Origin of the sequence: Acidaminococcus intestini DSM 21505, from assembly GCF_000425045.1 — a bacterium.
Classification (GTDB): domain Bacteria; phylum Bacillota; class Negativicutes; order Acidaminococcales; family Acidaminococcaceae; genus Acidaminococcus; species Acidaminococcus intestini.
Window position 1 is genome coordinate 53,756 of sequence record NZ_KE384298.1, and the last position, 13,430, is coordinate 67,185.

Annotated in this window: 11 protein-coding genes and 1 other annotated feature; of the genes, 2 read left to right on the top strand and 9 right to left on the bottom strand. The window is 51.2% G+C overall.

Annotated elements, in window-relative coordinates; translation table 11 throughout:
• Positions 1-23: 23 nt before the first annotated feature.
• Both tyrS and mscL read right to left on the bottom strand, forming a co-directional pair.
• Entirely contained in the window at positions 24-1,250 is a 1,227-nt protein-coding gene (tyrS, locus tag H503_RS0111145; protein ID WP_014128354.1) for a tyrosine--tRNA ligase, read from the bottom strand.
• Between the two features lie 91 nt (positions 1,251-1,341).
• Positions 1,342-1,797 carry a large conductance mechanosensitive channel protein MscL gene (mscL, locus tag H503_RS0111150; RefSeq protein ID WP_009014765.1) on the bottom strand — a complete coding sequence of 152 codons (456 nt, stop codon included), beginning with the start codon at positions 1,795-1,797 and terminating at the stop codon, positions 1,342-1,344.
• Positions 1,798-2,141: 344 nt separating this feature from the next.
• Between mscL and H503_RS0111155 the strand changes: the two genes are divergently transcribed.
• Positions 2,142-5,573 (top strand): pyruvate carboxylase, encoded by a 3,432-nt coding sequence (locus H503_RS0111155; protein WP_026385746.1) that lies wholly within the window; start codon positions 2,142-2,144, stop codon positions 5,571-5,573.
• A 189-nt stretch (positions 5,574-5,762) separates the two neighbouring features.
• Here H503_RS0111155 and rplT read toward each other — a convergent pair whose 3' ends face one another.
• The 4 genes from rplT to thrS all read right to left on the bottom strand — a co-directional run bounded on the left by rplT (position 5,763) and on the right by thrS (position 8,990).
• Complete coding sequence (gene rplT / locus H503_RS0111160; RefSeq protein ID WP_009014767.1) at positions 5,763-6,116, bottom strand: 50S ribosomal protein L20; 354 nt, start codon at positions 6,114-6,116, stop codon at positions 5,763-5,765.
• Positions 6,117-6,149: 33 nt separating this feature from the next.
• A complete protein-coding gene (gene rpmI, locus H503_RS0111165) occupies positions 6,150-6,347 on the bottom strand; it encodes a 50S ribosomal protein L35 (RefSeq protein ID WP_009014768.1) in 198 nt (65 codons plus the stop codon).
• A 17-nt stretch (positions 6,348-6,364) separates the two neighbouring features.
• Complete coding sequence (infC, locus tag H503_RS0111170) at positions 6,365-6,868, bottom strand: translation initiation factor IF-3 (protein WP_226828431.1); 504 nt, start codon at positions 6,866-6,868, stop codon at positions 6,365-6,367.
• A gap of 211 nt (positions 6,869-7,079) precedes the next feature.
• The gene (thrS, locus tag H503_RS0111175; protein WP_009014770.1) at positions 7,080-8,990 is read right to left on the bottom strand and encodes a threonine--tRNA ligase; all 1,911 of its coding nucleotides are present in this window, start codon (positions 8,988-8,990) and stop codon (positions 7,080-7,082) included.
• Between the two features lie 54 nt (positions 8,991-9,044).
• Positions 9,045-9,256, bottom strand: a binding site (T-box leader).
• A 236-nt stretch (positions 9,257-9,492) separates the two neighbouring features.
• Here thrS and H503_RS0111180 point away from each other — a divergent pair.
• Positions 9,493-10,446, top strand: a complete 954-nt coding sequence (locus tag H503_RS0111180) for an alpha/beta hydrolase (RefSeq protein ID WP_009014771.1) — start codon at positions 9,493-9,495, stop codon at positions 10,444-10,446.
• Positions 10,447-10,535: 89 nt separating this feature from the next.
• Here H503_RS0111180 and glmM read toward each other — a convergent pair whose 3' ends face one another.
• The 3 genes from glmM to hisF form a co-directional block, all read right to left on the bottom strand.
• On the bottom strand, positions 10,536-11,876 hold the full coding sequence (glmM, locus tag H503_RS0111185; protein WP_014128348.1) for a phosphoglucosamine mutase: 1,341 nt from the start codon (positions 11,874-11,876) through the stop codon (positions 10,536-10,538).
• A gap of 24 nt (positions 11,877-11,900) precedes the next feature.
• A complete protein-coding gene (gene hisIE, locus H503_RS0111190; protein ID WP_016459589.1) occupies positions 11,901-12,560 on the bottom strand; it encodes a bifunctional phosphoribosyl-AMP cyclohydrolase/phosphoribosyl-ATP diphosphatase HisIE in 660 nt (219 codons plus the stop codon).
• A 109-nt stretch (positions 12,561-12,669) separates the two neighbouring features.
• Positions 12,670-13,428: an imidazole glycerol phosphate synthase subunit HisF gene (hisF, locus tag H503_RS0111195; protein ID WP_009014774.1), complete on the bottom strand. Its 759-nt coding sequence runs from the start codon at positions 13,426-13,428 to the stop codon at positions 12,670-12,672.
• Positions 13,429-13,430: the final 2 nt, after the last annotated feature.

The window sequence follows — 13,430 nt, forward strand, 5'->3', positions numbered from 1 at the left end:
GTCAGGACCTTTACAACCATCTCTTATTTCAAGATGAGGCGATAGTATTTTTTCTTTCCTTTACGAAGCAGGACTTCCGTCTTGCCTTCAAAAAGGGTTTCCGAAAGCGCGGCGGCCACATCCGTCACCTTCGTGTCCCCGACCGTAAGGCCATTTTGTTGGATCAGGCGGCGTCCCTCACTCTTGGAAGCAATGATCTTGGCATCAAAAAGAAGGTCCAGAAGCGGGCTTCCGAATTGCGCCCTTGAAACTTCCACCACAGGGGCATTTCCCATATCTCCGCCAGCACCAAAGAGGGCTTCCGCGGCTGCTTTGGCCTTATCGGCTTCTTCTTTACCATGAACCAATTTCGTAACTTCATATGCCAAGGTCACTTTCGCTTCGTTGATTTTTGACCCTTCAAGGGCGCCGAGACGGCGTACTTCATCCATGGGAAGGAAGGTCAGGAGAGCCAGGCATTTTTCCACATCGGCGTCATCGACGTTTCTCCAGTATTGATAAAAATCAAAGGGAGAGGTTTTTTCTGCTGACAGCCAGACGGCTCCGCCGACGGTCTTGCCCATTTTCTGGCCCTGACTGTTGGTCAAGAGGGTGTTGGTCATGCAGAAAGCGGGCTGACGATCTTTACGTCGAATGAGTTCCACTCCGGCAATCATATTGGACCACTGGTCATCACCGCCCAGTTCCATCACGCAGTTATACTTCTTATGAAGGACATAGAAGTCATAGGCCTGCATGATCATATAGTTCATTTCAAAGAAAGAAAGTCCATTTTCACTGGCAAGGCGGTTCTTGTAGCATTCTGCCCCCAGCATCCGGTTGACAGAAAAATGAACGCCTACTTCGCGGAGGAACTTGATGTAATTGAGCCCCAGCAGCCAGTCCGCGTTATCGGCAACAATGGCCTTGCCGTCCGACAGATCGATGAAGCGGCCAACCTGTTTCTTGAAGCATTCCACATTGTGGTGAATGAATTCCGGTGTCAGCATCTTGCGCATCTCATTTTTGCCGCTTGGGTCACCGATCATGCCCGTACCGCCGCCCATGAGGATGATGGGACGATGACCGGCACGCTGCATATGGGCCATGACCATAAGCGCGATGAAATGACCCACATGAAGGCTGTCCGCCGTCGGATCAAAGCCAATATAGAATGTGATCTTTTCCTTTTCCAATAATTCCTTGATTTCTTCTTCATGGGATAACTGTTTAAGGTAACCCCGTTCCTTGAGGGTATCAATGACGCTCATGGACAAACCTCCTTGTTATGATAAAAAATAAGGATCCATGCAGGCCCCCTCTTTTGCAAAGGAATGACTGCATGGATCAGCAAAAGCAATCTCAGTGACTGTCCTTGGGGATATCAGAAGTACAATGCGGACATTTTGTTGCGGCCGGATCGATAGGCATCTTACAGAATGGGCAAAGCGTCTCCGGTGCTGGTTCTTCCTTTTCTTCCTTCTTGAAACGGTTCAGGAGGGAAATCATGAGGAAGATGACAAATGCCATGATGAGAAAATCAATGACCGTCGTAATGAATTTCCCGTAGGCAATGACAGGGACCTTGGCAGCCGTTGCTTCTGCAAGGGTATCAACTTTTTTGCTGGAAAGATTGATAAAGAGGTTTGAGAAATCAACCCCACCCAAGATCATCCCAATAGGCGGCATGATGATGTCGGACACAAAGGAAGCGACAATCTTACCGAAAGCACCGCCAATGATCACACCGACAGCCATGTCGACGACGTTACCGCGAAGTGCAAAAGCTTTAAAGTCTTTCAAAAAGCTGGACATCATAAAACCCCTCTCAATTGGGCAGATTTAAAGCAGTCTGCGGTGGACTGCATTCTTTGTATTATACCATAATATGGGAAGAACGCAACCGTTTCGGGAGATGAGGATCTCCCCCTTTCAAAAAGAAAACCTTGGAGAAAGAAAAGGCGGATTTGTATGGTTTCTAACAGTTGCAAAGCGAGCACCCATTTTTCTTAATAAATCGAACGATTTTAGTTGCATAATAAAATTCATTTGTTATAATAGCAACTACAGTAAGAAAATTTCTATATTGACTATTACCTTTTTCTTATTACCCGGTTCCTAGGCATAGTCCTTTGACCGCGAATCCAAGGGGAGGTTCTTCTATGAAAAAAATTACGTCCGTCCTGGTCGCCAATCGCGGCGAAATTGCAATTCGTGTTTTTCGTGCCTGTCACGAAATGGGAATCCGAACAATTGCGGTCTACAGTAAAGAAGATTCCCTATCCCTCCATCGCTTCCGCGCCGATGAGTCTTATTTGATCGGGAAAGGGAAAAAGCCAGTCGATGCCTACCTTGATATAGAAGAGATCATCCGGGTGGCCCATGAGCACCATGTCGACGCCATCCATCCCGGCTATGGCTTTCTTTCGGAAAACGCAGACCTTGCTAGGCGCTGCGCCGAAGAAGGCATCACGTTCATTGGCCCCCATATCGACCACCTCACCATGTTCGGTGACAAAGTCAACGCCCGCGCACAGGCCAAAAAGGCCGGTATCCGGTTTATTCCCGGCAGTGACGGACCAGTCATGAACTTTGCTGAAGTGGAAAAGTTTGCCAAGGATGTGGGCTTTCCCATTATGCTGAAAGCCGTCAATGGCGGCGGCGGACGCGGCATGCGCATGGCCCATTGCATGAGTGACCTGAAAGACGCCTATGAACGAGCAAAATCCGAAGCTAAACTCGCCTTTGGCAATGACGAGATCTATCTTGAAAAATACATCCGCAATCCAAAGCACGTCGAAGTCCAAATCATGGGCGATGAACACGGGAATGTCTTCCACCTTTATGAGCGGGACTGCTCCATCCAGCGCCGCCATCAGAAAGTCGTCGAAATCGCGCCGGCCTTTGCTCTTCCTCGGAAGCTCCGCCAAGAAATCTGCAACGCGGCCGTAGCGCTCATGAAGAACGTGAACTACGTCAACGCCGGTACCGTCGAATTTCTTGTGACGCCGGACGGTGACTTCTACTTCATTGAAGTGAATCCCCGCATCCAGGTCGAACATACAGTAACGGAAATGATTACGGGCATCGACATTGTCCAGACCCAAATCAAGGTGGCAGAAGGCTATGCCCTCACGAGCGACGAAATTGGCATTCCGTCCCAAGAGGCCATCATGTGCCACGGCAACGCCATCCAGTGCCGCGTGACGACAGAAGACCCTCTAAATGGTTTCATGCCTGACTCAGGCAAGATCATTGCCTACCGCAGCGGCGGCGGGTTTGGGGTCCGCCTTGACAGCGGCAACGCCTTTACCGGGTCCATTATTACGCCTTACTACGATTCCCTGCTCGTGAAAGCAACGACATACGGTCTCACCCACGCCCAAGCCGTACAGAAGATGCTCCGCGAACTCGATGAATTCCGTATTCTCGGCGTCAAGACAAACATTGGCTTTTTGACCAACGTCCTGCGCGAAGCCTCCTTTGTACGCGGCGACTACGATGTCAATTTTATCGATGACCACCCTGAGCTCTTTGACCTGCCCGTGGTCCATAATAGGGGTACGAAGCTCCTCAAATATATTGGCGAAGTCACGATCAATGGCTATTCCGGAAAGGGGCCGGAAGTCCATCCCGATTTTACTCCCTTGGAACTGCCGGAACCGGCAACGGGCGATTATCCCCAAGGAACGAAGGCCATCTTTGACAGCCGTGGGGCCGAGGGCCTTGCAAAGTGGGTCCTGGAGCAAAACCAGGTACTCATTACCGATACGACGATGCGGGATGCCCACCAATCACTCCTTGCGACCCGTGTCCGCTCCCAGGATATGCTTCGCGTCCTGGAAACGTCGGCAAAGAAAATGCCCCAATTCTTCAGTTATGAATGCTGGGGCGGCGCTACCTTTGATGTGGCCTACCGGTTCCTCAAGGAAGATCCGTGGAAACGCCTGCGGGCCATGCGGAAAAAGGCGCCCAACGTCCTTCTCCAGATGCTGATTCGCGGGGCAAATGCCGTAGGGTACACGAGCTACCCCGATAATGTCGTAAAAAATTTTGTTGAACTAGCAGCCAAAAACGGCATCGACGTCTTCCGTATCTTTGACAGCTTGAACAGTCTGGACAATATGAAAGGAACCATCGAGGCCGTTCGTGAAATGGGCAAAGTGGCCGAAGTCGCCCTGTGCTTTACCGGAGACATCTTGGATCCCAGTCGCTCCAAGTATAACCTGGACTACTATGTTTCCATGGCTAAGGCCCTTGAAGACGCCGGCGCACACATCATTGCCATCAAGGATATGGCAGGACTCTTGAAGCCGGAAGCAGCCTATGCCTTGGTTTCCGCCCTGAAAGAGGCGGTATCCGTACCGATTCACCTACATACCCACGATGGGTCCGGAAACGCTGTGACGACCTTATGCCGCGCTGCCGATGCCGGTGTCGATATTGTGGATGCCGCATTTTCCGCGCTTGCCGGCGGAACGAGCCAGCCCAGCATGAACAGCTTCTACTACGCCATGAGCGGCAAAAAGAACCAACCTCAACTGAATATCCAAGCGGCAGAGGAAATGAGCCGCTACTGGGCCTCGGTTCGGCCCTACTACAAGGGTGTCGATAAAGGCGACCCCTTCCCCAACACAGAAGTCTATGACTGCGAAATGCCAGGCGGCCAGTTCTCAAATCTCAAGCAGCAGGCTAAGGCCGTGGGCCTCGGTGACCGCTGGAACGAGATTAAGAAGATGTACCATGACGTGAACCTCATGTTCGGTGATATTGTGAAGGTTACGCCTTCCTCGAAAGTCGTCGGTGACATGACCCTCTTCATGGTCCAAAATGACCTGACAGAAAAGGACATCTACGAACGGGGTGACAGCCTTGATTATCCGCAGTCCGTCGTGGATTTTTTTGAAGGCCGCTTAGGCGTGCCCTACGAGGGATTCCCGGAAAAGCTGCAGAAGATCATCCTCAAAGGCAGGAAGCCCCTTGATAAGCGTCCTGGTGCCCTCCTTGACCCCATTGATTTTGAAGCCGTCCGGACAAAGCTCGAAAATGCTCAATACAACCACACCGATGAAGATGTGAACGCCTACTGCCAGTATCCCAAGGTATTCAAGGACTATGAGGAATTCATCAAGAAATATGGGGATGTCAGCGTCCTTGATACACCGACCTTCTTCTTTGGCATGACAAAAAACGAAGAAATCACGGTCACTTTGGATGAAGGCGTGGAGCCCGTCATCAAACTCATCAACGTAAGCGATCCCGATGATCGGGGCATGCGGACCGTTACTTTCATGTTCAACGGTGCGGAACGGGAAATCGACGTGATCGACAAGAATGTCGACCAAAAGACCATCGTCAGCAAGAAAGCAGATCCCAATAACCCCGGTGACGTAGCAGCAACCCTTTCGGGTTCGGTCGTAACTGTCCTTGTAAAGAGCGGAGAAAGCGTAAAAAAAGGCCAGCCCCTTGTGGTCACGGAAGCCATGAAGATGGAGACGACCATTACGGCTCCCATCGCTGGCGCCGTTGGCACCATCTACGTAACCAAAGGACAAGCCATTATGAGCGGCGACTGCCTGCTTGAAATCAGGTAAGGAGCGAGTAGCAGTGATTTCTAAATAGCAATCCTGACCTCTCACACGACCGTGCGTACCGTTCGAAGCGCAGCGGTTTCCTCGGTTTCACAAACTTGCTTGTCATAGCCCACCATGGGTATATAACCATGGTGGGCGCACAAAAAACAGCCTGTGAAGTAATTTCTTCACAGGCTGTTATCTTATTTATTAGAGAGCCGCTTTGGCGGTTTCAACGAGTTTTGCAAAAGCAGCAGCGTCGTTGACAGCCAGATCAGCCAGGACCTTACGGTCGAGTTCGATACCAGCTTTCGTCAGGCCGCAGATGAAACGGCTGTAGCTCAGGCCATTAGCACGGGTTGCAGCATTGATACGGGCAATCCAGAGCTGACGGAATTCGCGTTTCTTGGCTCTTCTGTCACGGCGAGCGTAGTACAGCGCCTTCATGACGGTTTCATTGGCTTTTTTGAAGAGCTTGCTCTTGGAACCTCTGTAGCCCTTAGCGAGCTTCAGAATGTGTTTATGACGTCTATGGGCAGTTACACCAACTTTAATTCTTGCCATTTTCCATATCCTCCTTCGTTCTCAATACCAGTCTTATGCGTAAGGCAGCATCTTAGCTACGCGTTCATGGTCAGTCTTATGGACCAAGGCAGCTTTACGCAGGTTTCTCTTACGGGTCGGAGACTTGTGTTCCAGGATATGGCTTCTAAAAGCCTTGGCACGCTTGAATTCACCGGTAGCAGTAGCTTTGAAACGTTTAGCCGCAGATCTGCGGGTTTTCATCTTAGGCATAATGGATATCCTCCTTATTATTTGGAACTTTTGGGAGCAACAATCATGACCATGTTGCGTCCTTCCAGTTTCGGTTTTCTTTCGATGACTGCAATGTCCTGCAGTTTTACAGCCATTTTATTGAGCAATTCCTCTCCCAGTTCAGGGTGGGTCAGTTCACGGCCGCGGAACATAATGGTGGCCTTGACCTTATCTCCGCCTTCAAGGAAACGAATGGCATTTTTGGTCTTGACATCAAAGTCGTGTTCTTCAATGCGGATACGCAGTTTGACTTCCTTTACGTCAACGGTCTTTTGACGCTTGCGGGCTTCTTTTTCCCGTTTCTGCTGTTCATACTGGTACTTGCCATAATCCATGATTCGGCAGACCGGCGGCTTAGCCTTCGGAGCAATTTCAACCAGATCCAAATGATGCTGGGCAGCAAGCTCGAGGGCACGGGCAAGTGGCATGATGCCCAACTGCTCCCCATCGACAGTATTAACGCGGACTTCCCTAGCGCGGATCTCTTCATTGATCCTCAATTCATCTTTTGCTATGACGATCACCTCCACAGAATATGGATAAGTACAATCCCGGCACTTACCTCAAAGTAAAAGAAAAACGGGCGAACCAAAGTCCACCCGTCAAACGAACATATCATAGACCCTGTCGAGCTTAGGCTGCAAGGTGAGAAGCAGGTGGCCTCTACTTGGTTACTCGGATATTCTACTACAGATAGAGCAGTCTGTCAACTTATTTTTTCTCCTTGATTTCCTTCTGGAGTTTGGCAATGAATTCATCAACAGCCATCGCTCCCATCTCGCCTTCGCTGCGGCTGCGGACGGACACCGTACCATTCGTAGCTTCCTTTTCACCGACAACGAGCATATAGGGAACTTTCTTGACCTGACCTTCGCGGATCTTGTAGCCAATCTTTTCATTGCGGTCGTCGAGGTGGGCACGGATGCCAAGGGCTTCCATCTTGTCCACGACAGATTTTGCGTATTCATTGAACTTGTCCGTAATCGGCATGACGCGGACCTGTTCCGGAGCCAGCCAAGCTGGGAAGGCGCCGGCATAGTTTTCAATGAGGATCCCAATAAAGCGTTCAATGGATCCATAAACAACACGGTGAATCATGACAGGACGATGTTTCTGTCCATCTTCTCCCGTATAGGTGAGGTTGAATTTTTCCGGAAGCAACATATCAAGCTGGATCGTACCGCACTGCCACGTACGGCCAATGGAGTCCTTCAAATGGAAGTCGATCTTCGGACCATAGAAAGCGCCGTCCCCTTCGTTGACGACATATTTCAGGCCAAAGTCATCCATAGCTTTGCGCAGGGCGTTCGTCGTCATTTCCCACGTAGCGTCATCGCCCATGGAGTTATCCGGACGCGTGGATAGTTCTGCATGGTACGTCAGACCGAAAGTTGCATAGACCTCATCGAAAAGACGGATCGTTTCTTGGATGACGTCTTCAATCTGGTTAGGCATCATGAAGATGTGGGCATCATCCTGGGTAAAGCAGCGGACACGGAACAGACCATGAAGGGCACCGGACAGTTCATGACGGTGAACAAGACCCAGTTCACCGACACGCAGCGGCAGGTCACGGTAGGAATGGGGCTCACTGTCATAGACCAGCATGCCACCGGGGCAGTTCATCGGTTTGATGGCATAATCTTCGCCGTCAATCTTCGTGAAGTACATATTTTCCTTATAGTGATCCCAGTGACCGCTCGTTTCCCAAAGCTGGCGGTTCATGATCATCGGCGTGGAAACTTCATAATAGTTATACTTGCGATGAACTTCACGCCAGTAATTGATGAGTTCGTTGCGAAGGATCATGCCGTTTGGCAGGAAGAAAGGAAAGCCAGGGCCGTAGTCGCTCAGCATGAAGAGACCAAGCTGTTTGCCCAGTTTCCGGTGGTCACGCTTTTCTGCTTCTTCCAGCATATGGAGATAGGCTTCCAGGTCTTCCTTGCTGGCAAAAGCCGTGCCATAGATGCGCTGGAGCATCTTGTTTTTTTCATCGCCGCGCCAATAGGCACCGGCAATGCTCATCAGTTTGAAAGCCTTGACCCGGCCCGTGGAAGGGCAGTGAGGCCCCGCACACAGATCCGTGAAGTCGCCCTGGGAATAGGTACTGATGACAGCATCTTCCGGCAGGTCTTCGATGAGTTCAACCTTGTACGGTTCATTTTCTGCCTTGAATTTAGCAAGGGCTTCGGCTCTGGGAATTTCATGACGGACAACGGGCAGGTTTTGCTTGACAATCTTCGCCATTTCCTTTTCGATGGCTTTCAGGTCATCGGGCGTAAAAACGTGCTCACTGTCAAGATCATAATAGAATCCTTTTTCAATAGCTGGACCAATGGCAAACTTGGTTCCCGGGAAAAGGTGCTGGATGGCTTGGGCCATGACATGGGAAGCCGTATGACGGATAGCATGGAGGCCTTCCGGACTGTCAGGCGTAATGAATTCAACAGCAGCATCCCGGTCCAAGGAATCAGCAAGGTCCTTGTTCACACCGTCGACCTTTGCCAAAAGCGCCGTTTTGCCCAGTTTCTGGTTGAGGCTCTTGGCAATATCCAGCAGGCTGATGCCTGCTTCAAATTCTCTTTTGCTGCCGTCCGGCAGACTGACATTGATCTTTGCCATAATAAAAACTCCTCCTTTTGATTGCCAGGGGATATAAAAAAGGCCCGTCCCTAACATAGGGACGGGCACATGCTCGCGGTTCCACCCTGATTGATCCCCGATATGGGGACCCACTCGGTACCTTTAACGCAGGTAATACGATCAGGCTTACTTTTGGGTTCAGCCGATGGTTTGAAGGTGGTGAATCATCATTCGTCTGGGTCGTTCTCAGCTTCCGACCTCTCTGTACAGTGGCCCTGATGACGTGTCCTTCGCATGACCGATGGCAATTTTGAATTTGTGCTCATTATACCACGACAAAATCCCTTGTCAAGGGAATTTGGAAAATTTTTCTTGATAACATGCCTGTCACAAGAAAATGAACAGCGGCTATTTTGTCACTTTTTACAAGATGGCACAATAAAAATCCGGATTTTTTGTGACAATCCCCTGTTCCCACTACCGTCTTGAATAAAATCGCGCTACAATGGGATGCGAAAAAAATAGAAGGAGACGCATCATCTTGAAAAAAATCATCGACCTCCTCCTTGTCCTTATCGTGCTGATGATGGGCATAGGAGGCGGCTTTTTATACCGTGAAGGGATGGGATATGTGGACTATGCCCTGCGTCGGGGCAATTCCAAGGACCCTTGGGGGCCGCCCCAGGCCTTTGAGGAAATCTACCCCTACCCCAACAAAGATCCCCAGAACCAGCCCAATGCCCCCCTGGCCCCAACTGAAATCTGGACACTCCAATCCTTTGACGGGCTGCAGCTTGTAGGATCCCATTTCCTGCCGGAAGGAGAAAGCCACCGCTGGGTCATCCTCGTTCACGGCTACGGCTGCAATGAACGCTTTATGTGGGGCGTCGCTCCCTATTATCTAAAAAGGGGCTATCATGTCGTGACACCCAATATGCGGGCATCGGGAAAAAGTGAGGGAACCTACCTCACCATGGGCGTCCTTGAAGGCAAGGACGTGGCCCAATGGGCCCGGGAAATCACAGCCGTGGACCCTAAGGCACGCATTGTCCTGCACGGCGAATCCATGGGTGCAAGTGATGTCATGATGGCCCTGGGAGAGCCCCTTCCTAAAAATGTCAAGGCCGTCATTGAAGACAGCGGCTACAGTGACCTATCCCGTCTCCTTGAAGAACGCATGGAAGACCTCGATATCCCCTACCCCAGCGCTATCATTGAGGGAGCGAATCTCCTGATGAAAATCCGTACAGGCGTCTTTTTGCGGGACGTTTCCCCCATCAAGGAGGTCAAAAAAAGCACCCTTCCGATTCTCTTCATCCATGGTTCACGGGATGAACTCATTCCGCCCCACATGATGAATGACCTTGCCGCACAGAGCCCGTCCCCAATAAAGGAGGAACTGCTCATCAAAGGTGGGCGGCATGCAGAAAATGATACCTTGGGAGATGTCTATTTCCGTCAAATCTTCCGTTTCCTTGAAGAAGCGGGCTTGTGAACCTCCCCCGCATATAAAAGCGGGAGATTCTCGAAAAAGATAAAAAGGACCTTGGAAAAGTACGATTTTTCCAGGGTCCTCGTTTTTTATTAAGCCAATTCGCGGCGAACCACTTCGGCAATTGACTCCGTGATTCGGTCTGTTTCGGTCTGCGTTTCCCCTTGGGCCATAATCCGGATCAGCGGTTCCGTACCAGATGCGCGGACAAGGACTTGCCCGTCTTCACCCAGTTCATCCGTAAATTTTTTGACCACGTCCTTTATGGCTTGATTCTTTTCCCAGCCCGTTTTATTGGCAACACGGACATTAAGAAGGGTCTGCGGATATTTGACCATGAGGGCACCCAATTCAGAAAGGCTCTGGTTTTGGCGCACAACGCAGCCAAGAAGTTTAACAGCGGTCATCATGCCATCGCCGGTCTTAGCAAGGTCACCAAAAATAATATGGCCGGACTGTTCCCCTCCGAGCTTATAATCATGGGCAAGCATCTCTTCAAGGACGTAACGATCGCCTACACCGGTCTTCACGGTACTCCCGCCATGTTCCTTCATGGCCTTGTTAAGGCCTACATTGCTCATGACCGTTGTGACAAGAACCTGATCCTTGAGTTTTCCCCGCTTCATCAGATCAAGGGCACAGATGAGCATGATCTGGTCCCCATCAAGGACTTCGCCCCGTTCGTCGACAGCCAGGCAACGGTCTGCATCACCGTCATTGGCAATGCCACAGTCCGCTCCCACTTCGACAACCTTCTTCTGAAGGGCTTCCAAATGGGTGGACCCGCAGCCATTATTAATGTTGATGCCATTGGGCTGGTCATAGATGGGAATCACCTGGGCTCCCAAAAGGCGCAGGATGGCAGGGGCCACTTGACTGTTGGCCCCGTTGGCACAGTCCATGACCACCTTGAGTCCATTCAGTTTTGTATCGGCACAGGCCACAATGTGCTGGATATATTCCATGGCCATATCCGGTTCCTGGATGACGCGGCCGACAGAAGATCCTGTCAGGGTCTTTGTGTAGTCAATGGGCTGGTTCACAATGGCTTCAATTTCGTCTTCCACGGCATCGGGAAGCTTGAAACCGGTCTTAGCAAAAAACTTGATGCCATTATCTTCAAAGGGATTGTGGGAGGCAGAAATGACAACACCAGCGCTGGCGCCCAGTTTTTCCGTCAAATAGGAAACAGCCGGTGTAGGGATGACGCCCAGAAGATGGGCATTGCCGCCCGCACTGCAGATACCTGCCGCGAGAGCGGATTCAAGCATGGTCCCCGAAAGCCGCGTATCCCGGCCAATGATGATTTTCGGGCTTTTCACTTCACGGCCAAAATATTGGGCCGCTGCCCGTCCCAGTTTATAAGCAAGTTCCGCATTCAGATGAGCGTTCGCAATACCGCGGACACCATCGGTTCCAAAAAGTCTAGCCATCAGATCAGCCTCCAAATGATACGATCACTCGTGTTGTTTGTTCTTTGCCAGCTCGCCCATCTTTTGAAGCATCTGGGCGGGCGTAATGCCATGGTAAGCAAGCAGTACCAAGCAATGATACCATAAATCGCCCATCTCGTAAACAAGACCGTCGGGATTTCCATTCTTTGAAGCAAGGAGGGAAGCCGTCGCGTGCGCCATCAGTTTGGTCAGGATCCGGTCTTCCCCGGACTCAAAAAGATAGCCCGCATACGAACCATCCTTGCGGTTTCTCATTTCATTGGTGAGTTTACGGTAGAGTTCATCCACAACTGTGGGAAGGTCGCTGTACGTGACAGGCAAGTTCTCACCAGAGCCCGCGTTCCACAGCGGATAGCTGAAGCAGGAGTAGTTGCCCTCATGGCAGGCAACCCCTTTTTGGACGACCCTCACAAGAAGCGTATCACCGTCACAATCATAAACGATGGATTTCACTTTCTGCAGGTTGCCGCTTGTGGCCCCCTTGTTCCACAGTTCCTGCCGGCTCCGTGACCAGAACCAGGTGTAGCCAGTTTCTACGGTCCGCGCAAGGGATTGTCCGTTCATATAAGCGAGCATAAGGACCTTGTCCGTCGTCACGTCCTGGACGATGGCCGGGATGAGCCCTCTTTCATCAAATTTCAAATGACTGATATCGATTTTCATAAGAAACACCTCTTGTTCCTATTGTATCACGTTTCCTAGGCCCTGACGCGGGGCTTTTGCAGAAGACGCAGGAAGGGCCCTTCCCCTGTTATGAGGAAAGGCCCCCTTTTCAGCGCCGCACGACGACGCCGCGTCTTGAAAGATAATCCTTCACTTCCTTGATACGGAAGGTTCCATAATGGAAGACCGACGCGGCAAGGGCCGCGTCCGCCTTGCCTTCAGTCAGGACACGGTAAAAATCCTCCAGTTTGCCCGCGCCGCCGGAGGCGATGACAGGAACCGGGACCTCTTCGGCAACCGCCCGCGTCAGGTCAAGGTCAAACCCATCTTGGGTCCCATCGGCATCCATACTCGTAAGAAGGATCTCGCCGGCCCCCAAGGTCACGGCTTTGCGGACCCATTCAAGGACGTCCAATCCCGTTGCCGTCCGGCCGCCATGGATATAGACCTCCCAGCCGCTGGATGTCTTTTTCTTTGCATCAACAGCAAGGACCATACACTGGGCTCCATAAGCTTCGGCCCCTTTTTGGATGAGTTCCGGCGTCATGACCGCGGCCGTATTGAGGCTCGTCTTATCAGCGCCGGCCATGAGGACGGCCCGGATATCTTCCATGGTGGAAATACCGCCGCCCACTGTAAGAGGCATAAAGACTTCCCTGGCCGTCCGTTCAATGACGTCCAGCATGGCTTTGCGGCCTTCCACGGAGGCAGTGATATCAAGGAAAGTCAGTTCATCGGCCTGCTCCCGTTCATATTGGGCTGCAAGCTCCACGGGATCACCGGCGTCGCGGAGGAAGACGAAATTCGTTCCCTTGACAACGCGGCCTGCCTTGACATCAAGACAAGGAATGATTCTTTTTGCCAGCATGG

Coding starts and splice junctions, on each gene's coding strand:
- rplT (WP_009014767.1), bottom strand. CDS start 6,116: ATGGCAAGAATTAAAGTTGGTGTAACTGCCCATAGACGTCATAAACAC.
- tyrS (WP_014128354.1), bottom strand. CDS start 1,250: ATGAGCGTCATTGATACCCTCAAGGAACGGGGTTACCTTAAACAGTTA.
- rpmI (WP_009014768.1), bottom strand. CDS start 6,347: ATGCCTAAGATGAAAACCCGCAGATCTGCGGCTAAACGTTTCAAAGCT.
- hisF (WP_009014774.1), bottom strand. CDS start 13,428: ATGCTGGCAAAAAGAATCATTCCTTGTCTTGATGTCAAGGCAGGCCGC.
- H503_RS0111155 (WP_026385746.1), top strand. CDS start 2,142: ATGAAAAAAATTACGTCCGTCCTGGTCGCCAATCGCGGCGAAATTGCA.
- thrS (WP_009014770.1), bottom strand. CDS start 8,990: ATGGCAAAGATCAATGTCAGTCTGCCGGACGGCAGCAAAAGAGAATTT.
- glmM (WP_014128348.1), bottom strand. CDS start 11,876: ATGGCTAGACTTTTTGGAACCGATGGTGTCCGCGGTATTGCGAACGCT.
- mscL (WP_009014765.1), bottom strand. CDS start 1,797: ATGATGTCCAGCTTTTTGAAAGACTTTAAAGCTTTTGCACTTCGCGGT.
- hisIE (WP_016459589.1), bottom strand. CDS start 12,560: ATGAAAATCGATATCAGTCATTTGAAATTTGATGAAAGAGGGCTCATC.